Genomic DNA, 20,375 nt, shown 5'->3' with positions numbered 1-20,375 from the left:
ACCTCATTCTAAAAATTAGTTGTTTTGCAATATTAAAAGGGGTGGAATCCAGTGATCCGCACCCCCTTTGAATAAATTATTGTGCTTCTGCTACTTTTTTAAGCTCTTGTCTTGTTGCTAATGATACGAATGGCACGTACATCACAATTGAGATTACTAAGTTAACAGCCGCTAAAATTGCACCTGAGAAGCTTTGAGTTGCCAAGAATCCGCCAATGATTGGTGGTGTTACCCATGGTGGCATAACTGTTGCTGCTGGCACCCAACCAAAGCTGGTTGCAAAATACGCAGTTGAAATACAGATCATTGGTGTCAAGATGAATGGAATAAACATAATTGGGTTCAATACCAATGGTAGACCGAACATCAATGGTTCATTAATGTTGAAGATACCAGGTGCTGCAGCCAAGTTGTTTACAACCATGAACGGTTTGTTCTTACGTCCAACTAAATAGATAGCAATGATTAAACCAATTGTTACCCCTGTACCACCCATGTTTACAAATGAATCAACGAATGGTTTGTTAACAATGTAAGGCGCTGCTTTTCCTGCTGCCAACGCATTAGCGTTTGCTTCAATCGCTGGTGCATTGATTGCTTGCATGAATGGGTCGATCATATTGGCACCATGTAATCCAAAGAACCACAAGAATGGCGTAATGAAGGCAATTAGCAATGCTGAGCCGTAAGAGTTAGCTAAGCCCATGAATGGTTCTTGTACCAATGCATAGAATTCAGCAAACATATCTTTAACACCAAATCCGGCAATAATTGCTGCGATTAAACCAAAGATTGAAACAGTGATCATCGCTGGAAATAGAGATGCGAATGAACGGGCAACTGCTGGCGGCACGCCTTCTGGCATTTTAATAACTAATTTTTCGTTACCGACTAAACGAGTGAAGACTTCTGCCACTACGATACCGACGATCAATGCTACGAACAAACCAGAAGAGTTCATTCCGCTAGTTGCTGCACCTAAAGTAAAGAAAGAAGCAACAGATACGACCCCTGCACCTACTGGATCTTTACCATAATGATGTGCTAAGTTATAGGCAACTAGGAACGCGATGAAAACTGATAGAACACCAAATGTTCCGTTCCAAACAGCTCCACCAAAACCTGTCCAAGAATCCCCGCCAAAAATGCCGTTCATAAACTTACCGAAGGCTGGAATGCTTAGTGACAAGTTATTTAACATTACCGCTAATGCCCCTAAAATCATTAACGGCATTGTTACTGTAAAGGCATCCCGAATTGCGATCAAATGACGTTGATTACCGATCTTTGATGCATGTGGGATAAAGTGTTTCTCCATAAAATTGATAAATTTATCCATTTTTGTATTTCCCCCTATTTAAAAATAATCATAAAAACTTTGTCGACCTTTTGGAAAAATTTCAGCCGTAAACCCTTTGGCAGCTGTGACTTTGCCAAGAAAAACTCCTTCTGCTAAAGTCAATTCTCCCAATAATAATTCGCTCCACTCATGAATGGATGCTTTGATATCGCCTGCTTCATGTACTTTTTGACAAGTCCCCTGACTGACTAGCCAGCTACCAACATTCCAAGGACATTCCTTATCTTCAGTTACTTCTAAAATAATTTCTTTTTGGTTTATTGGAAGTTTCGGTAATAATTGCTTAATGTCGATAATTCGACTCATCATATAAGGTTCTAGAGTAATTTTAAGCTGCTCTTGTTCACGAAAACATTTTTCAATAAGTTCATGGACAGGTGCATAATAAAGAAATTCTTCAAATGATGAGACGTGGGATTTTAAGTACGTTAATAATTTTCGCAGTGCGAGTTCGTTTTCATAAGCAAGCTCATCTACTATCAGTGTGCTGCCTTGCATTCGATAAATAATGTAACCTTTCGCTTCACCAGCATCATCGTAAGCAACGGCATAAAATCGATGTGAATAATAATGATCTAGTCGTTCCCACCACCAGTCTTCACGTATCACTGTTCCATTCTGCTGTTGTTTCAATAAGCGCTGATAAATCGATTGGATCACCAGCTTCATCTGCTGCCAGGTTCCGCGTTTGACATTCCCCCTTCGTTCACTTGGTAAATAATTAAAGGCTAATGCTGGAATACGATAGATTTTTCTACGACTAGTCGGCTCGTATCCAAATTGACGATAAAAACTTTCAGAAAAAGGAGCAAGCTGGGATACTGCTACACCTTGTTCATAAAGATCCGTCAAGAGTTCAGGCATAATATTACTAACGCCGCCTTGCCCTCGATATTCTGGATAGCTGCTGACATAACCAACACCGGCCATTTTAACTCTTTCATTAAAAAGTTGAATTTCAAAATGATTCGCCATGACCAAACTTGTTAATTCACCATCGTGATACATGCCATAACTATCAGCATGTTCATAACGTGATAAGAAAAGCGGATCATCGATGATTGGTTGTTGTTTCCTAAAAGCGTATTCAATTAAACCTGTGATCGCTTTCAACGATTCATGATCACGAGCTAATTTCACGGGATCACTTCCTATTCGTTACCCAAACGTTTGTATAGATCAACGACTTCTTTTGCCATGTCGTTAAAGGTAATACTCGTCATTAAATGATCTTGACTATGAACAGCCAAAAGTGTCACGGTCATTGGATTTCCACTAGCTTCTTCAGTCAACAGCCCTGTTTGAGAATGATGTGCTTCTACTAAAGCTTGATCCGCTGCCTCAAGTTTTTCCTGTGCCAAACTAAAGTTACCATCTTTAGCTGCTTGAATTGCTTCCATGGCATCGCTTTTAGCGTTACCGGCATTGATAATCAAGCCCATTACTGCTTCTAATTGTTCCTGACTCATTGTTTCGCTCATTTGCTTAGCTCCCCTTTAATTTCTTACTTCATTAGGCTTAGTGCAGTACCTAAAACAGCCTCACCATTCATCATGCCGTAATCTTTCATATCAATAACGTCAACAGGGATACCTTTATCCGCTAATTTTGTTTCAAACTGGCTCTTCATAAAACGAACTTGTGGGCCTAATAGTAAAACATCTACTGGTTTGCTTGCATCTTCTAATTTTGCATCCGCTTCCGAAGCTGAAACTGCGAAAATATCTGATTCTAACCCTTGAGCTTCAGCTGCTTTTTCCATTTTTGTAACTAATAAACTAGTGCTCATTCCTGCCGCACAAACTAACATAATTCTTTTCATATCTGACACTCCCTAATTTTTTTATTGTACACTTTATATAAAGCAATTCGCGTGCCAACTTTTTTTGCGCACACAAGCTGCTGTGATAAGGTTTTCAATTTACACACAAAAAAACTAGGATTACACACTGTGCAATCCTAGTTCAATTCGATTATCTTCTAGCGTCTTAACAATGTAGGCAATATCATCTTCTGTAAAACGTACACCGAACTGTTTTTCGATCATGGAGAGATTAGCAGCCGTTTGATTGAATCGCAAACGATGCTGTTGATGAAAATATTTTACATTCTCAAATGGCGGCCGCTCTTCGTTTTTCTTGATTTTGTCTACTAAGAAAGCAATATGCACACTCAGTGCTTGTATCGCTGTATTCTCGATGATCAGCTCTTGATCTTTGCGAATCATTTGTAGTACGTCGTCAATCAGTAAGAATAATGTCTTAACATCCAGTTCTGGAGAAAAGTTTTTTGTTAATGAATCAACCATCTCTGGCAGGGTAATGGTACTTCCTAACAAATCTTGAAATTCTAAGATTTTATCGCGTTTAAATAGATTCATCGCTGGAATAAATGGGATCTTTTGGTAATGGATCTCCATGGTGCCGACGATTGCCACGATATCTTTATGAGTGATCAACTGATCAATTCGATGCTTAAAGCTTTCTCGTTCTAAGGATTGCATTTGAATGATCTCAAATTCCTCTAAATTGACGATTTGCGAAACAACCTCATTTAATCGCTTAGAAACACCCTCACCAGTAAAGCAGGCGACGATGATCACTTTCTTTTCATCCTTTTGCGTAGGTTCTTCAAGACGAACCATTGTTTGGAACATAGAAATGACACTTGTGTAAATTTCTTCTAACGAACGACCTAATGTTGCTAAACGCAAGCTTTCCAGCACCAGCATTGTACTTGCCATAGAAATTACTCGAGTTCGGATACCCATCTCATGAAAGATCAGATTTCCAAAATTATTCGGCGATCCCATATCTGTCAATAAAATGATACCCTCTGAAAACTCCTCTTGTTTTCCTTGAATATAATTTTTGATCTGACCATACATTGCCTCTGTTCGTAAAGTCAGCGGCATATTAAAGGCAATACCATTGGAGGTTCCCAAAAGCTCCTGCACCGTCTCCAGCATACTGGAAGCAGTTGATTTACCATGCATGACAACTAATACTGCTACTTGTCGTTCGTCAACCTTTTGTGTCTCTTGATTATCCATCGTTAAAAACATCGTGATAAATCCGATTTCATCCAGCGGAATCATGATACTGTAGGCTTCCTCAATACGATTGGAAATTTCGATCGCCAATTGAAATTCTTTGGAATAGTTGCGGCGAATGCCATTTAAATTAGGATGTGAAATAAATTGATTGCCGCGAATTCGTTCAATCGTTGAATTGATGTGCAAAGCAAAAGCAAAGCGAACCTTTTCATCGTACTCACGATTCATTTGTACTGACGCAAAATCATAGAGATCATTCACTAATTTCCATAGATCATCAGAAATAATTTCCCGATAAGCATTGCTATGAGAAAGCTCTTCGACATAGGTTTCAAAATATTGATCAACATCATTGGAAATCAATTCTTCTAAATCAATCTCTGATAGGTTTTCACGACCAAGTTTTTCCAATTTATAGGTAATTGAATGATAAACTTCCATGTCTTTATTAGGGTCTTGACCCCAAACAACTTCTTCAGTGCCTGGCTTCAAAGTCAAATAGAGGTTTCGCTTATCCATAAATGGCATCAGCTTGTCTTGAACCTCATTCATACGCAACAAGCCTTTTTGTACGACCAGCGGCAAGTCTTCTTCTACGATCATTAATTTTTCTGATTCACTATTGGTTTGGTAGTGGAGGAAGGCTTTGGCGCAGACTAATTTTAAGTCACGTTTTAGCTGGCCGATATTTCCTTCTGCATTGTATAGAAGAAACGCTAACAGACTCCGCTTATCAATCGCAATCTCCTGCATTAATCGATTGGCTTCTTGTTGAAGAAATTCCTTAATGATTGCCAAGCGTTCATCTAAAGAGCGCTCCGCTAAAGAGGGCAACTCAATTTGCATTGGGATACGTCTGTTGAAGGTAGATAGGAACATTGAGCTGGTTTCTGTTGTTGCTCCGATAATTTGTACAGAGGCTTGTTTTTCTTCGCCATCGCCTAATGAACGGAAAGTTCCCTTATCAATGAAGGTAAAAAGCATTTCTTGTCCTTCTGGAGGCAAGCGATGAATTTCATCCAAAAATAAAATACCACCGTTAGCTTGTTCCATTAGCCCAACTCTTGTTTCTTCTGCACCGGTGAAGGCTCCCCGCTTCACACCGAAAATGTGACCATAAAGCAGCTGTGGGTTTTGCGCATAGTCTGCACAATTGAAAGTAATAAATGGCGCATTTTCATCTAAGACCTTAGCTGAAACAGCAAAACGATACATACATTCCGCAAACATTGTCTTACCCGTTCCAGTCTCGCCAAAAATAATCGTATGCAACCCCCGAGGTGGGTATAAAATAGCCGCCTTTGATTTTTGAATCTGACTCTTTAAAGAATCTTCACGCCCGATTAAATTATCAAAATTAATATGTTGCTCGGTAGAAACCGTTGCGATTTGGAATTTCACTGGACGTCCATCAATTTTTTTAACTGTTCCGTCTTTAGTTAGTTCATTTAGATAACGGCTGACATTTGTACGGTCAACCCCCATTTGATCTGCCAATTCTTGTGCTGTCTGTTCGTTAGGATTTGCTCTCAATGCTTCTAGTACTTCATCTTTTCTCGATTTCAAAAAAATCCCTCCCGAAAGTGGTATAAACCATTTATATTGTAAACCTTTTCTTTTTGAATATCTACTAATTATCTTTGAAAAATCAGTTCCATCTAATGAAATAATTTGGTAATTTTATCCAATTCCTGAGCGATTTCCTTTTCAGAAATATCATTCATTAAGTAATGTTCCATCAATCCAATAATTCCATGAGCAAAGAAAACACTCGTCAACTGAGATTGATCAGTCAGCTGCTCCATTAAATAGTCAATTTGATACTGAGCAAAAAATCCCTGTTTATCTGCATGAACTAGCCGCTTCAATTGTTCACGATGATCCGTGATATATTCAAAAGTCTTTCCTAACTTACGCTGACTATTCGTTTCACCGTTATCCTCACAGTATTCGACTAATTTCTGCATTTCATAAGCGATGCTTTTTTCAAGTAAATCGTCTTTGTCGATAAAATGGAGATAGAACGTTCCACGATTAATATCAGCTACCTGACAAATTTGACTGACCGATATTTCTTCATAGCTTTTTTTCGTTAAAAGTTGGTAGAAAACTGCTGTAATTGTCGTTTGTGTTTTTCGTTTTCGCCGATCCATTATTATACTCCGATCATTCATTAACTATTGTTCATTTAATCATAAATATAAATTTTGGTGCGTGAAACTTTTGAATAGTCTTCTTATTATAGTGCACACGAGTTGATTAATCAACAGATGTTGATTTTTAAGACGAAAAAATGAAAATAGTAATCTACGGTTTTTTTATTCAATAAAATACCTTAACTTATTCATTTAGGTAAAGAAAAAGTCAGCGATTTTATTTATTTTAAAACTAAATAAACCACGAAGACTGCTCCGTCTTCGCGGTTTATGCCTAATCCTTATTTTCCATTGCTGCCTTTAATGCTGCAGCTAATGGACTTTCTTGTGGTTCCTCTTGATCATTGATTTTTTTCAATAAACGACGTTCTTCATGCTTCGTCATTTTCTTCGAACGTTCCTTCTTATCTAGCATTTTTTCTGTCGTTCCATCGTATTTACAACGGAAGTAAGAACCGTTCTTTCCATCAATGATCTCCATCTTGCGGTGACATTGCGGGCAGCGATGATTTGATACCTTTGGATCTTTACGGCGGCGATAATTACACTCTGGATTGGTACAAATGTAAATTTTTCCATCTCGAGTATTCTTTTCTCGTAGTGGCGAACCACATTCTGGACATTTCTTCGCCGTAATGGAGAAATCCTGATATTTTTTATCGCTGTGCTTCACTTCACTGACTAGCTTCTTCGTGTCTGCTTCGATTTCTTGTAGAAATTGTTTGCTGCTATATTTCCCATTAGCGATTGACTCTAATTGCTTTTCCCACTTTTCTGTCAGCTCCGGAGTCACTAGCGAGGGATTTACTAATTCCAGCAACTGCTTGCCTTTTGGTGAAACTAATAGGCCTGTGTTGGTCCGTTCCATCAATTCCGATTTAATCAGTTTTTCAATGATTTCCGCGCGAGTTGCTGGCGTTCCTAAACTATGCTTTTCCATTTGAGCCAGCAATGTTCCTTCATTCAAAGGTTTTGGCGGTGTAGTTAAAGCTTTTTCGATCGTAAAATTCGGTACTATCTTCATACCAGCTGTCCATTGAACAGCTTTTTTGACTTCTTCTGTAGGTTTCCAACCAGCTACCAAGATCTTGCTGTGACGGAAGGTGAATGTCTCCTTCTGGAAAGTTACCGTTACTTTTTGCTGACTCTCCTTATGGGCGTCGGCGAATAATCCTAAAAATCGCGTCACGATCATATTGTAAATTCGTTGCTCATCAGTGGTTAACTTCTCAAAGCGTGGACGCTGTTCAGTTGGAATCAGTGCATGATGATCTGTCACCTTGTTATCCTGGAACACACGTTTCTGCTTCACTTGTGCTCCGTTTTTAATGTAAGTTTTAACCTCTGGCGCAAAATCACTGACTGCTTGTAAACGTTCCTTCATTGTTGCTTTCATATCATTGGTTAGATACTTGCTGTCTGTCCGTGGATAGGTCACGATTTTGTGCGTCTCATATAAGCTTTGAACTAGCGACAAGGTTTTCTTTGCTGAAAACTGATAGCGGGCATTGGCTTCTCGCTGAATTTCAGTTAGATCATATGGTAACGGTGCTGGTTCTGTTTTTTCTTTTTCTGTAATGTCAGTGACTGTCCCTTTTTGCTGTGACAGCTCTTTGACTAATTTTTCTGCTGCTTCACGTTCCGTAATGCCATACGGATTCTTTTGATTGAGTTTAGTTTTTTGTCCATCCACCTCTAATGAAATGACAAAATAATTTTGGGGACGGAATTTTTCAATCTTCTTTTCTTGCTGTCGAACCATCGCAAGTGTCGGCGTTTGTACCCGACCCGCTGAAAGATTATCTTCATATTTTACAGTCAACGCTCGTGTAACATTCAAACCCACAAGCCAATCTGCTTTTGCTCGTGCTAAAGCAGAGTAATACAAATTGTCATACTCTTTCGCCGGCTTTAGATTTTTGAAGCCATCCTTGATCGCTTTAGTCGTTTGTGAGGAAATCCATAATCGTTTGACTGGTTTTTCAAACCGCACATACTCTAAGATCCAACGTGCAACCAGCTCCCCTTCACGTCCAGCATCAGTGGCAATAACTGCCTCTGAGATATCTTTTCGTTTTGCCAGCTGCTGGATTGATTTCAGTTGTCCACGTGTTTTTGGTAGAGGTTTGATCCCAATATATTTGGGAATCATCGGCAATGTTTCCATCTGCCAGCTTTGCCATTCCTTATTTAAATCCTCTGGCATTTTCAGGCTCAATAAATGACCAAGGGCCCAAGTCACGACAACATTGGGTCCTTCAAAGTAATTTTTATTCTTTTGGTTGGCATTAAGCACCTTGCTCAAGTCTCTTGCAACGCTTGGCTTTTCCGCTATAATTAGCTGTTTCATAAAATTCCTTTCTGCTGTCAACCGTCAACGGCTGCTCGTCTTTTAATAACGCAAGACCCCAATACTGCTGCAAATAATCATCACACTCTTCACACCAGCGTTCGTCTTGGTCTTTCCAAAATGCACTTAAAAAATTATGTTTCGCATTACTATATGTATTGGTTTTTTGGAGCTCGCTCCAACGATGTTCATAATATGCTACAGCCGCGTCAAAATCTTCAAAAGTCGCGGTTTCTTGAATATCTTCTTGCCATTCTTCAAAGAACCACCAAGGTTCATTATCTCCATACATTGTTATTACTTGATACATCCCGTTACCCTTCTTTCCATCTCAATCATAAGTATCATGAAATAAAAATTCAAGAAAAATGTTTCCAGCTGATACAGGATCTTGAAAAAGTTCGTTTTCTACGATCCTTTTTCAGAAAAATATTGCTTTTTTCTTAATTCTATCGTAACACAAAGCGGCGGGATTTTACATGGTCCTTAAGAGAGTTATAATGTAAATTGGATTTATTTGCTCTGTTTTTCGCAGGTGCTATTTTTTGCTTTCTAGAGATTAGCAAAATGGCCGGCTACGGAGCTTTTTGAATTTTTACATCAAAAGAATTTATTCTGTAGTTCATAAATAACCGCAAGTTTTATAAAATTGAAAGAAGGCCTTTTTAGTTTGAGTAAAATCAAAAATTCGTTATTTCAACCTCGACCCACTTGGCAAAAGAATTTGATCGTTTTATGGTTTGGCACATTTATGGCCGGCATTGGATTTAGTTTGGTCATGCCCTTTATGTCCTTATATATTGACTCATTAGGAAGTTACAGCAACCAGCAATTAAACTTCTGGAGTGGAATTACCTTTTCTTCAACTTTTTTGATCACCGCGATTGTATCACCTTTATGGGGACGCTTAGCTGACCAAAAAGGACGTAAATTGATGCTATTGCGTGCTTCTCTTGGTATGGCAATTGTGATTAGCTTGATGGGAACTGTGGGAAATGTCTATCAGTTGATTGGTTTGCGTTTACTTCAAGGTGTCTTTTCTGGTTATATCAGTAACGCCACAGCCTTAGTCGCAACTGGAACTCCACGAGAAAAAAGCGGACAAGTCCTCGGAACTTTAGCAACTGGTGCTGTCACCGGCAACTTACTCGGTCCATTAGTAGGCGGTGTTACTGCCTCAATTTTCGGCTATCGTCTGACCTTCTTTATCACCGGAAGTATTTTGTTTTTAGTCTTCTTGCTTAGTCTCTTCTTCGTTCATGAAGAATTCACCCCAGTTGAGAAAAACGATATGCTTCCTGCAAAAGAGATCTTTCATAGTTTGAAATATCCCCACGTTGTAATCGGTATGTTCGTTACAACCCTGATTATTCAAGCTTCAAATAATTCGATTAGTCCAATTATTAGTCTTTATATTAGACAATTGATGCACAATCATGGAAACGTCACACTCGTCAGCGGAATTATTGCTTCAATCCCGGGAATCGCTACTTTGATTGCAGCACCGCGTTTTGGTCGCTTGGGGGATAAAATCGGCAGCGAAAAAATTCTAGGTATCGGTTTAATCTTTGCAATGCTGGTTTTCTTGCCAATGTCTATCGTTACAAATGTTTGGCAATTGGCCTTTTTGCGATTCTTAGTTGGAATCTCTGACGCTTGTCTTCTGCCTGCTGTACAGGCCCTGATCACGAAGTATTCGCCGCAAGAAGCTGCTGGAAGAATATTCAGTTACAATCAATCCTTCCAAGCTGCCGGGAATGTTGTTGGACCGATGATCGGTTCTAGCGTTTCTTCGATCTTTGGATATCGAGGGGTCTTTATCTCAACCTCAGCTCTTGTGTTGACCAACTATCTATTGGTACATCGCAATACAAAAGAAATCAGCGAGAAGCTGCATCAAAGTCATCAAACGCATTAATTTCCGAGACTTCGAGACTTATTAATGGCAACTTTTTGAGTAGTTTTCTATACTAAGAAAGAATATGAATGAAAGAAGTGAAGAACATGCTTGAGGGACAACTAAAATTTCTCGACTTTTTCCTGAACAATACAATTGAAGGAAAAGAAGAGCAAGCAAAGGAAATCTTGGTTAAAAGCTTTGCGGATCAAGAAACCAATGCTTTAAGCTTAGAAGAATTTAAACAGCTACAGGAAAAGCTCTTTCCTTTGATCAAACCTGAAAAACTGAATGAAGTTAAAGTTGCAATGGCACATTTCGCTCAGAGTCTGGCATAGAAAAAAATCACCATCAAAATTTCGGTCTTTTTCAAAATTCAGAAATAGCACAAAAAAACTAAAAGGAAGGTTCCCCTCCCTTTTAGTTTTTTTTGTGCTATTTGTCACCTAAGTTTAATCGCTTGATAATCTCATATAACAAAATGGTTACAGTTCTATACATTAAATATATTGTAATTCTTTTGTTTCTTGATAGGCATGATCAATCAACCCGCCGCCGAGACATTCCATACCATCGTAGAATACAACCGCTTGGCCTGGAGTAATTGCACGAACAGGATCATCAAAAATTACTTCCGCACGATCACCATCCAATAAACGAACCGTTACGGGTACATCTTGCTGACGGTAACGGAATTTCGCTGTGCATTTAAATTCCTTTGGCCGATCTTCATTCGTTGTGAAGTGGATTTCACTGGCATCCAAGCTTGTCGCATATAGTGCTTCATGATGGAAACCTTGACCAACATACAATGTATTGGTAGATAAATCCTTGCCGACGACGAACCATGGATCATTGGTTTTTCCGCCGCCACCGATACCTAAACCTTGACGTTGGCCGATTGTGTAGTACATCAATCCATCGTGTGTACCTTTTTCTTCCCCATCTAAAGTCACCATCTTGCCCTTTTTAGCTGGCAAGTAATTGCTTAAGAATTGTTTGAAGTTCTTTTCCCCGATGAAGCAAACACCGGTTGAATCTTTTTTCTTGGCAGTAGCTAAGCCAGCTCGTTCAGCGATTGCGCGAACTTCTGGTTTTTGCATACCGCCTAAAGGAAACATAGTTTTTGCTAATTGTTCTTGCGAAAGTTGACTCAAGAAATAGGTTTGATCCTTGTTGTTGTCCACACCACGTAGCATGTGAACCACACCGTTTTCGTCTTTTTCGACTTGAGCGTAATGTCCGGTTGCCACATAATCCGCACCTAGTTCCATTGCGTAATCCAAGAAAGCTTTGAATTTGATTTCCTTGTTACACATCACATCTGGGTTCGGTGTGCGGCCTGCACGGTATTCCGCTAAGAAATATTCAAAGACTCGGTCCCAATATTCCTTTTCGAAGTTGACAGAGTAATAAGGAATCCCGATTTGGGCAGCGACTTTCGCCACGTCCTTATAATCTTCTGTCGCGGTACAAACACCATTTTCATCAGTGTCGTCCCAATTTTTCATAAAAATGCCGACTACATCGTACCCTTGCTCCTTTAACAACAAAGCAGTTACGGATGAATCGACGCCGCCGCTCATTCCTACGACGACTCTTGTGTTGCTGTTAGACACAGTATCACCATCATTTCAAAATAGATTTCCGAAAACTCTACGATTTGAAGGTCGCAACTTTTCAGTATGACGAATTATACAACATAAATCTTAAATTTTCGATAGATAATTCTTCAGAAAAATTTTATTTGTCTTTTTGTATTGTTTGTATTAATATATACAATACAAAAGGGAGTGAGCATATGATCTTAGAAATTGATCATCGTTCTGAAGAACCCATTTATTTACAACTACGTAAACAAATCATTATCGGCATCGCTCAAGGTGAATTGCAGCCAAATGAACAGTTACCGACAGTCCGTCAATTTGCGGATGAACTAGGAGTAAATACAATGACTGTTTCAAAAGGCTATCAGCAACTGCGAGAAGAAGGCTACCTGATCACTGATCGTCGTAAAGGAACATTGGTCGCTCCTTTGCCGGTTGCCGCTAAAAAAACTAACGAAGAAAATTTAACATTACTGTTAGCAGAACTTTATTTAGCTGAACCTGATGAAAAAGCAATCCAAGAAAAAGTTCAACAGATTTTGACGAGTTTCGGAAAGGATGAGCGCTGATGTTATCTCCTATTATTTTAGTCATATTGATTTCTTGTAACTTTATCATGGCGTTTACAAATTCTTTAGCCGCTAAGCCCCACAATTATGTTATCGTGGAAAACACCTTTCCTGCTGATAAAATCAATGATCCGCTAGTACTAGCTTTCAGACAAAATTATCGAAAGCATCAATTTCAACTGGCATTTCTATTGACTATCTTAGACTTAAGCTTGTTGATCCCTATGAAGGATTCTATTTTTATGCTGCTGTTTTTCATTCTTCTTTATATCACAATCGGTGCTGGATACTTCTTGCAAATTCGTTATATCCGTAAAGGGCATCAATTGATTGTAGAGAATAACTGGCAATTAACCCAGCAGCCAATACAAGTCGATACCAAGCTTGTACTTGAGAAAAACCAAAAGCTTGTTTCTCCTTGGTGGTTTGTTCTTTCATTTGTACTCCTGATTTTATTGACAGTACTTCTTCAACAGCGAGAAATGGGAAGTCTGACTTGGATTCTCTTCGGCACAAACATATTTGTTTTACTTTTGTTTCTGGCAGGTTGGTGGGCAATCAGTCGACTGCCTGTGCGAGCTTTGACCAATGATTCAAAAATCAATCGGAAATATAACGATCTGACGAAATTTTACTGGTCAGCATTTATTGCAGGTACAAGCTTCTTTGTTCTGTTGATTATTTATCTGCCTTTGATTACTTTGGAATCTAGTCCACGCCTCTTTAACCTATTGACGATTATTGAGTTCTTGGCGATTTTCCTTTTCTGCGGCTTTACCCTGTGGTGGCTGATCCGTTTGCGTAACAAACAGGATCAGTTATTGACTCAAGCACCCAGCTTTCGCTATACAGGCGATGATTATTATTGGCGCTATGGGATTTACTACAACCCTGACGATCGTCGATTAATGGTTCCTGACCGTATCGGTTTGAATATCACGGTGAATTTAGCACGAATTGGTGGAAAAATTTTTATCGGCTTGCTGCCTATAGTTCTGATAGGTGCTATGGTGATCACCGTTGTTCCTTTATACATTTTAGACTATCATCCCGATCCATTAACCTATGAAATAAAGCAGGAAAGTGTTATTTTGGATGGCCCATTCTACCGGGAACGAAAAATTCCCTACAAGGATATAGAAAAAATGGCTCTGATTGAACGCTTACCACGTGTTGGTATGAAAGTGAACGGACTGGCAACGGAGAATTACGCCATCGGCAGCTTTAAAGTTGCTGGAAAATCCGCCTCTCTTTTCGTGGACTATCAATCAAAACCAATTTTACAAATTCAGACAGAAAATCGAGATTACTATTATACCAACACAGATCCTACTGCTACCAAACAGCTCTATCAAGAAGTGAAGAACCATCAATAAATAAAAACTGATCCCACTCCAATTGCATGAAGTGGGATCATTTTTTTATTCAACGACGCCAATCCGATTGATTGGCCAGAAAACAAATTTTACATTAGTCAAAATATCCTTTTGATCGATCATCCCGATGATTCGTCCATCTTTTGAGATACGTCGGTTATCTCCCAGAACAAATAATTGTCCATCAGGAACTTTTTCGTAGCCAAACAAACCTTGCAGATCGAAATCAAAGGTCAATGGCTGACCGTCCGTCAATTTGCCTTTATACTCTTCTAAATATGGCTCATCATATTTCTTTCCATTAATGTAAAGCTGGTCGTCTTTGTAAGCGACGGTATCTCCAGGTAAGCCAATCACACGTTTCACATAATCGGTTCCCGGGTCATCCGGTGCTGGAAAAGTTACCACATCAAAACGATTGATCTCCGCATGTTTCAATCCAAACATCCGCTCACCATCATTCAGGTTAGGCTTCATTGAATCTCCAATCGCCTCTACAGGTGAAAATACGTAATGCCGTAACGCGATTACCGCACCTATCATAACAACATATAAAAGAACCGTTTTCGCAATTTCTTTAACCTTCACTTTTTTCCTCCCTTATTTAAATATCTCGTATGATCTTTATATTTAATTTACCATAGCAGCTCCGTCATGAAAACAGCACGTTGCCTTTTTATGCATTTGTTCACTATCAGCATAGTCGTTAAAAAAAGACATCGATTTCTCGATGCCTAGGCTTATTTTAATTTTTTTATCTCTGCTTCTTTGTAATCCGCGATCTCATCGATTAGATTCTCTGAGATTGGTGTCCCGAAAGGCAATGGATTTTTCAAAAAGCCGCGTTCCGGTGCATCGACCCCAACATTAATATCTTCAGCAATCGGCATACTATAGTTATGAATGTGACCATGAAGGTTGCGGATGTTTAAAGTCTTTCCAAGAAGCATCGGATAATGAGTCAAATAATATTGATGATGATTAAATTTAACGATCGCCCCAACATCATGGAACTCAAATTTGTTCTCTCCATTTGCAAGTTTAGGATCATGGGCAGCTAAATATCTAAAAAAGGTCCGTGAATCATGATTCCCTTTGATAAATACAATTTTTCCCGTTAACTGCACTAATTGCTCTAAAATATCCTTAAAACCCTTTTCATATAATGGGTGCATTGCAACATCACCTAAATGATAGACTGTGTCCTTCTCGTTGACAACATTGTTCCAAGCAGTAATCATTTGCTGATTCATTTCTTCGACAGAATCAAATAGGCGCGGCGCAAAGTCATTATCGCCTAAAAGATTTTCGTGAAAATAATGGGTATCTGATATAAAATATTTCATTCTAATCACCTACAAAACGAATTCTAATTCATATCTTTATTTTACCATCTCTGCTAAAAAAAAGCGCTGCTTGAGAAAAAGGCAGGGAATAAAACTGACAGCTAACAGGCTCATCTGTTTTTTTCGAACAAAGTAAATTGCGAAAAGTTGGACTCACAGCTAACTCGAACAATGGGATTAACTTTTTCAAAAAGCAAAAAAGTTAATTCTATTCTCATCACGCCTATCATCGCACTAAACATCTTGAGAAATAATTTATGCTAAGTCCATTATTTTACTTTCCAACTAATACAAACTGCAAAAAGTGCGACTGACAGCTAACTCCTTCTAAAGAATAATTTTTCCAAAAAGCAGAAAAAATCCTTCATTGTCGCTTCGCATACGATCCAACTAAAGTTCACGTAACTTACCTTATCAAATAATCTTTATTTTTCTCGAACAAAGCAAACTGCAAAAAGTTGGACTCACAAAAACAAGGCTGCCAGTTTATACCTGGTAGCCTCAGACTGTAGACAAAGTCCGTTTTATGGATGATGTCTACAGTCTTTTCTTTTATAATAGATTTATGAAAACGAATGCAAGGAGTGATAGTTATGATGTCTAAAAACAATACGAACGGTAGAAATCAATTTGCGATGCTCACGATTGATGATCTGGTTCCTCAAGATCATCTCGTTCGAAAGATTGATGCCGCGCTTGATTTTGAATTTATTTATCCAATCGTCGAAGCCACTTACTCCGATTTAGGTCGCCCAAGTATCGATCCAGTGATTCTTATCAAATTGGTGTTTATTCAGTATTTATTCGGTATCCGTTCCATGCGGCAAACCATTAAGGAAGTCGATACCAATGTCGCTTACCGCTGGTTTTTAGGCTATTCCTTCGAGGAGAAAATCCCCCATTTCTCAACTTTTGGAAAGAATTATGTCCGCCGATTTAGAGAAACGACGGTGTTTGAGGATATTTTTGCCTATATTTTAGAACAAGCAGTTAAAGCAGGTTTTGTAACAGAGGATAATTTGTATCTTGATTCTACCCACATCAAAGCTAACGCCAATAAACATAAGTTTACGAAGGAAATGACCCACGATGAAGCGAAAGCCTATCAGGATGAATTAGAAGATGAGATCAATCGTCAACGAATAGAGGCCGGAAAACGCCCTTTTACTTTGGACTTAGAAAAGGAAGTGAAGCTGAAAGAAAGAAAAATAAGTAAGGCTGATCCGGAAAGCGGCTACTACGTCAAAGGCGAACGAGAAAAACAATTTGCTTATTCTGCCCATACTTCATGTGACGACAACGGATTTATTCTTAGCACAATCATCACTCCTGGAAATATTCATGACAGTCAAGTCGCCTTTCAGCTCGTCAAACAATCGAAGAGACTTTTTCCTGAAATCAACTGTGTTGTCGCTGATGCTGGGTACAAGACACCTAAGTTTGTTCACTTTTTGACTCATTTGAATCTTCGACCTTGTTTGCCTTATTCAAGGCCCAAAGGGAAAAAGGGGCTATTATCAAAAAACGAGTTTCTCTATGACGAGTATTATGATTGTTACATTTGTCCGCAAGATCAAATGCTCGCTTTTTCAACGGTTACTCGAGAAGGGTACCGAGAATACAAATCTAATCCAAAAGAATGTGTGAACTGTCCTCTGCTAAACCAATGTACCAAAAGTAAAAATCATCAACGAGTCATCACGAGACATGTTTGGGGAGATCTGATGGATGAAGTGGAACATCTTCGCCTAACGGATCTGAATAAATCAATTTACAAAAAACGGAAACAAACGATTGAACGAATATTTGCAGATGCAAAAGAAAAGCATGGGATGCGTTGGACCAAGTATCGAGGCTTGGAAAAAGTCGCGACGCATACGATGCTAGTGTTTGCTGCAATGAATTTAAAGAAATTAGCCACCTGGCTATGGAAAGGCAAGGAGCCTTTATTTTTTTGTTCAAAAATTCGAAACGAAGTAGATAAAAAGCTGTTCCAAGCTCGAGTTACGAGTTTGGAACAGCTTTTGTCTACAGTCTGAGGCTGCCAGTTTATACCTGGTAGCCTTGTTTTTGTAAAATTGCTTGATATTTCATTTTAATAATTGTGATGACCGCCTCAAGTTGTGTCAGATCTTCTACTTTGGTCGCATCGAATTCTCTTGTTCGTTTAAAGGATTTTCCTGTATCAATCAAATGAAAGATCTGGTTCCAACGTTCAAATTCAGAAAGATTATTGAGATTTGCAATCGGAAACGCTGCTCCATCACAAATTTCCCACAAACGGAAGATCAAAAAAGCTGTATCGACCACTTCCATTTTTCTTTTTTTCTTTTTACATTGAATGATAACCTTTTCAGGATTATATTTTAGGTACCAATCTAACAGAATAAAAAAAGCTTCCCAGCGATAGCTATCGCGGAACATCTTTTGTGTGTCGGGCATGTCACGAAAAATCAGAGGAATCAAATATTTTTTCTTATATTTCAAACAAGGAATCCCATCGATAAAGTAGTCTACATAGCGAGTTAGATAACTATTCCCTTCATAATCACTGATATAGTAATCTTCGACACCGTATTTTTTTAACTCTTTTGTCAGGTTGGCACAGTCTTCAATTGAGACGGTCAGCCCCGACAAGAGACGGAAATCAGAAATAATTTTGTGATGCTCGATTGTTTGTATCTTGTGAACCAACTTCTCACCTTCATTTCCAACAATATTCTTACTATCAGTGTACCATAATCTTTTTAATTTGAAGCTCCTTAGCGTTAAAAAGATTCAGAAAAAAAGGTAAATATACTAAATTAGAAGTCAGATTATAATTGATGCCCCTTCGAATTAAGCGTTACCTAAAAATAATATCATTATTTTTAATGATTAAATAACTGATGCTTCTATTTCTTTTAAAATCCTTTTAGCGACCAACGCTTTTCTTCTACTTAAATAGAAAAAAGAAGAAGCTGTGACAAAAATCTTGTCACAGCTTCCTCTTTCGTACAAACGGTGTTCCAGAAATAGCTTCTGTCACAACCTCTCTCTATGATTAAATTTCTTCTTTAACAAACAATCCGCGATCAATCATACCATCCATCAGAAAGTAAAATTTTTCTTGGACCATTTCTTGTTTTGCATCTTTGAAAATATCTACAGCTTTTAGTCCATTCGCTGTTGTCACTGACATCTTCAAGGTACTGATATCTTTTGCCACCGTAATTTTCAGCTTAAAGCCTTCTTTACTTTGGGGAGTTGCTTGCAATGGACGAATTAATTGGAAATTGCCAGAGCTTGTTTCTGTAAAGCCGTTGTCACGCAATGTATACTTTTTAGCAGTAGGCGCTAATGCATATTGATATTTTGAACCCTTAATCGTTGCTGTCTTTGTAAATGCCATATACTCACCTCATCTTTTTCTTTCACTATTAATTATAAAGATAAGTATCAAGCATTTCAATCCAGATTATCTCTTCTTAGTCAGTTCCTGCAAACTGGTCACTAGCTGTTCTGCGAAATACTCGACTTGCTCCATCGTATTGCCATAGCCAAAGCTTACCCGTACAGATTCTTTTATTTCTGGAGCTTTTTTTCCGTACATCGCTTCTAAAACGTGGGATGGATCAATCGTTCCTGCTGTACAAGCAGATCCAGTGGAAACTGCGATACCTTGCAGGTCTAACTTCATCAGCAACAAATCATTATTGATTCCAGTAAAGCGCAAATTCAAAACATGCGGCAATTTATTATTCAAATCGCCATTCACCTGATAATCAATGTCTGCTTGATCCAATGTCGTTAACACTTTCTGGGTAAACTGTTCATACAACTCACGTCGTTTTTCCCGTTCTTCTTCTGTTAACAATTCAACAGCCTTTGCCATTCCGCAAATACCGGCTAAATTCTCCGTTCCCGCACGGCGTTTTTCTTCTTGCTCGCCGCCATGAAGCAATGGCGCTAATTGGGCTTTATCGCTTTTGAACAAAAAGCCGACACCTTTTGGTCCATTGATCTTGTGAGCTGAAATGCTTAGAAAATCAATGCCTAGCTCATGAGGTCGAATAAATTGATTTCCATAAGCTTGAACCGCATCGGTGTGGAAATATGCCGGATGATCCTTCAAGCGTTCTCCAATCTCTTTGATGGGCATTAAATTACCGATTTCATTATTGCCGTACATAATTGAAACTAAGATTGTATCTGGACGCAAGCTTGCATCTAAATCCTCTAAAGAAATATTTCCTTTGCGATCTACCGGCAAATACGTTACTTCAAAACCTTGTGTTTCTAAATATTTCATCGTATTGATCACCGCTGGATGTTCAATCTGCGTCGTAATCAAGTGACGGCCTTCCTGCTGGCGAGAAAAGGCTGTTTCCAAAATCGCGGTATTATCACCTTCTGTCCCGCCACTATTAAAGATGATCTCATGATATTTTACGCCAAGACTTTTACCGATGACTTCCCTCGCCATTTCCAATTTCCCAGCAGCTTGCCGACCAAATAAATGAACACTTGATGGATTACCGAATGTTTCTGTAAGGATTTCCGTCATTGTTGCGACTACTTCTGGATGCATGGGGCTCGTTGCCGCATGATCTAAATATATATTTTCCACAAACTTTCGAACCTTTCCCTCTGCGAAGTTTATTTTAATCGAAAAAAAGA

The 20,375-nt window shown here is 38.7% G+C and carries 19 protein-coding genes; 5 read left to right on the top strand and 14 right to left on the bottom strand.

Annotated features, from left to right (window positions below; translation table 11 throughout):
• Nucleotides 1-76 precede the first annotated feature (76 nt).
• The 8 genes from OMU_RS18680 to OMU_RS18645 all read right to left on the bottom strand — a co-directional run bounded on the left by OMU_RS18680 (nucleotide 77) and on the right by OMU_RS18645 (nucleotide 9,231).
• Nucleotides 77-1,339 carry a PTS sugar transporter subunit IIC gene (locus OMU_RS18680; RefSeq protein WP_016181422.1) on the bottom strand — a complete coding sequence of 421 codons (1,263 nt, stop codon included), beginning with the start codon at nucleotides 1,337-1,339 and terminating at the stop codon, nucleotides 77-79.
• An 18-nt stretch (nucleotides 1,340-1,357) separates the two neighbouring features.
• Nucleotides 1,358-2,500, bottom strand: coding sequence for a GNAT family N-acetyltransferase (locus OMU_RS18675; protein WP_016181421.1), 1,143 nt, complete (start codon nucleotides 2,498-2,500; stop codon nucleotides 1,358-1,360).
• Nucleotides 2,501-2,511: 11 nt separating this feature from the next.
• Complete coding sequence (locus OMU_RS18670) at nucleotides 2,512-2,841, bottom strand: PTS lactose/cellobiose transporter subunit IIA (protein WP_016181420.1); 330 nt, start codon at nucleotides 2,839-2,841, stop codon at nucleotides 2,512-2,514.
• 23 nt (nucleotides 2,842-2,864) lie between these two features.
• Complete coding sequence (locus tag OMU_RS18665; RefSeq protein ID WP_016181419.1) at nucleotides 2,865-3,182, bottom strand: PTS sugar transporter subunit IIB; 318 nt, start codon at nucleotides 3,180-3,182, stop codon at nucleotides 2,865-2,867.
• Between the two features lie 120 nt (nucleotides 3,183-3,302).
• The gene (locus tag OMU_RS18660; RefSeq protein ID WP_016181418.1) at nucleotides 3,303-5,981 is read right to left on the bottom strand and encodes a sigma-54-dependent transcriptional regulator; all 2,679 of its coding nucleotides are present in this window, start codon (nucleotides 5,979-5,981) and stop codon (nucleotides 3,303-3,305) included.
• Between the two features lie 92 nt (nucleotides 5,982-6,073).
• Nucleotides 6,074-6,568, bottom strand: a complete 495-nt coding sequence (locus tag OMU_RS18655; RefSeq protein ID WP_016181417.1) for a TetR/AcrR family transcriptional regulator — start codon at nucleotides 6,566-6,568, stop codon at nucleotides 6,074-6,076.
• A gap of 277 nt (nucleotides 6,569-6,845) precedes the next feature.
• The gene (locus tag OMU_RS18650; RefSeq protein WP_016181416.1) at nucleotides 6,846-8,921 is read right to left on the bottom strand and encodes a DNA topoisomerase III; all 2,076 of its coding nucleotides are present in this window, start codon (nucleotides 8,919-8,921) and stop codon (nucleotides 6,846-6,848) included.
• Nucleotides 8,860-9,231 (bottom strand): DUF1033 family protein, encoded by a 372-nt coding sequence (locus OMU_RS18645; protein WP_016181415.1) that lies wholly within the window; start codon nucleotides 9,229-9,231, stop codon nucleotides 8,860-8,862. Before OMU_RS18645 ends, OMU_RS18650 begins: the two co-directional genes overlap by 62 nt.
• Before the next feature lie 360 nt (nucleotides 9,232-9,591).
• Here OMU_RS18645 and OMU_RS18640 point away from each other — a divergent pair, with 360 nt between their 5' ends.
• Together OMU_RS18640 and OMU_RS18635 are read left to right on the top strand one after the other, a co-directional pair.
• Complete coding sequence (locus OMU_RS18640; protein WP_016181414.1) at nucleotides 9,592-10,839, top strand: multidrug efflux MFS transporter; 1,248 nt, start codon at nucleotides 9,592-9,594, stop codon at nucleotides 10,837-10,839.
• A gap of 68 nt (nucleotides 10,840-10,907) precedes the next feature.
• Entirely contained in the window at nucleotides 10,908-11,156 is a 249-nt protein-coding gene (locus OMU_RS18635; RefSeq protein WP_225844329.1) for a hypothetical protein, read from the top strand.
• A gap of 162 nt (nucleotides 11,157-11,318) precedes the next feature.
• On the opposite strand, the gene mnmA is transcribed toward OMU_RS18635, so the two are convergent.
• The gene (gene mnmA, locus OMU_RS18630) at nucleotides 11,319-12,437 is read right to left on the bottom strand and encodes a tRNA 2-thiouridine(34) synthase MnmA (protein WP_034876776.1); all 1,119 of its coding nucleotides are present in this window, start codon (nucleotides 12,435-12,437) and stop codon (nucleotides 11,319-11,321) included.
• Between the two features lie 182 nt (nucleotides 12,438-12,619).
• Between mnmA and OMU_RS18625 the strand changes: the two genes are divergently transcribed.
• Together OMU_RS18625 and OMU_RS18620 are read left to right on the top strand one after the other, a co-directional pair.
• Nucleotides 12,620-12,994 carry a GntR family transcriptional regulator gene (locus OMU_RS18625; RefSeq protein WP_016181411.1) on the top strand — a complete coding sequence of 125 codons (375 nt, stop codon included), beginning with the start codon at nucleotides 12,620-12,622 and terminating at the stop codon, nucleotides 12,992-12,994.
• Nucleotides 12,994-14,370, top strand: coding sequence for a PH domain-containing protein (locus tag OMU_RS18620; protein ID WP_016181410.1), 1,377 nt, complete (start codon nucleotides 12,994-12,996; stop codon nucleotides 14,368-14,370). Before OMU_RS18625 ends, OMU_RS18620 begins: the two co-directional genes overlap by 1 nt.
• 45 nt (nucleotides 14,371-14,415) lie before the next feature.
• Here OMU_RS18620 and lepB read toward each other — a convergent pair whose 3' ends face one another.
• Both lepB and OMU_RS18610 read right to left on the bottom strand, forming a co-directional pair.
• The gene (lepB, locus tag OMU_RS18615; RefSeq protein WP_016181409.1) at nucleotides 14,416-14,958 is read right to left on the bottom strand and encodes a signal peptidase I; all 543 of its coding nucleotides are present in this window, start codon (nucleotides 14,956-14,958) and stop codon (nucleotides 14,416-14,418) included.
• Between the two features lie 152 nt (nucleotides 14,959-15,110).
• On the bottom strand, nucleotides 15,111-15,716 hold the full coding sequence (locus OMU_RS18610; protein ID WP_016181408.1) for a metallophosphoesterase: 606 nt from the start codon (nucleotides 15,714-15,716) through the stop codon (nucleotides 15,111-15,113).
• A gap of 593 nt (nucleotides 15,717-16,309) precedes the next feature.
• Here OMU_RS18610 and OMU_RS18605 point away from each other — a divergent pair.
• A complete protein-coding gene (locus OMU_RS18605; protein ID WP_016181407.1) occupies nucleotides 16,310-17,755 on the top strand; it encodes an IS1182-like element ISEfa7 family transposase in 1,446 nt (481 codons plus the stop codon).
• A gap of 10 nt (nucleotides 17,756-17,765) precedes the next feature.
• On the opposite strand, the gene OMU_RS18600 is transcribed toward OMU_RS18605, so the two are convergent.
• The 3 genes from OMU_RS18600 to OMU_RS18590 form a co-directional block, all read right to left on the bottom strand.
• Nucleotides 17,766-18,410 (bottom strand): hypothetical protein, encoded by a 645-nt coding sequence (locus OMU_RS18600; protein WP_016181406.1) that lies wholly within the window; start codon nucleotides 18,408-18,410, stop codon nucleotides 17,766-17,768.
• A 349-nt stretch (nucleotides 18,411-18,759) separates the two neighbouring features.
• The gene (locus tag OMU_RS18595) at nucleotides 18,760-19,107 is read right to left on the bottom strand and encodes a DUF1831 domain-containing protein (RefSeq protein WP_016181405.1); all 348 of its coding nucleotides are present in this window, start codon (nucleotides 19,105-19,107) and stop codon (nucleotides 18,760-18,762) included.
• Between the two features lie 66 nt (nucleotides 19,108-19,173).
• Complete coding sequence (locus OMU_RS18590; protein WP_016181404.1) at nucleotides 19,174-20,325, bottom strand: cysteine desulfurase family protein; 1,152 nt, start codon at nucleotides 20,323-20,325, stop codon at nucleotides 19,174-19,176.
• Nucleotides 20,326-20,375 lie beyond the last annotated feature (50 nt).

Origin of the sequence: Enterococcus avium ATCC 14025 (assembly GCF_000406965.1) — a bacterium.
Classification (GTDB): Bacteria; Bacillota; Bacilli; order Lactobacillales; family Enterococcaceae; genus Enterococcus_A; species Enterococcus_A avium.
The sequence above is the reverse complement of the archived record's forward strand: the minus strand, read 5'-3'. Positions and strand labels throughout refer to the sequence as shown.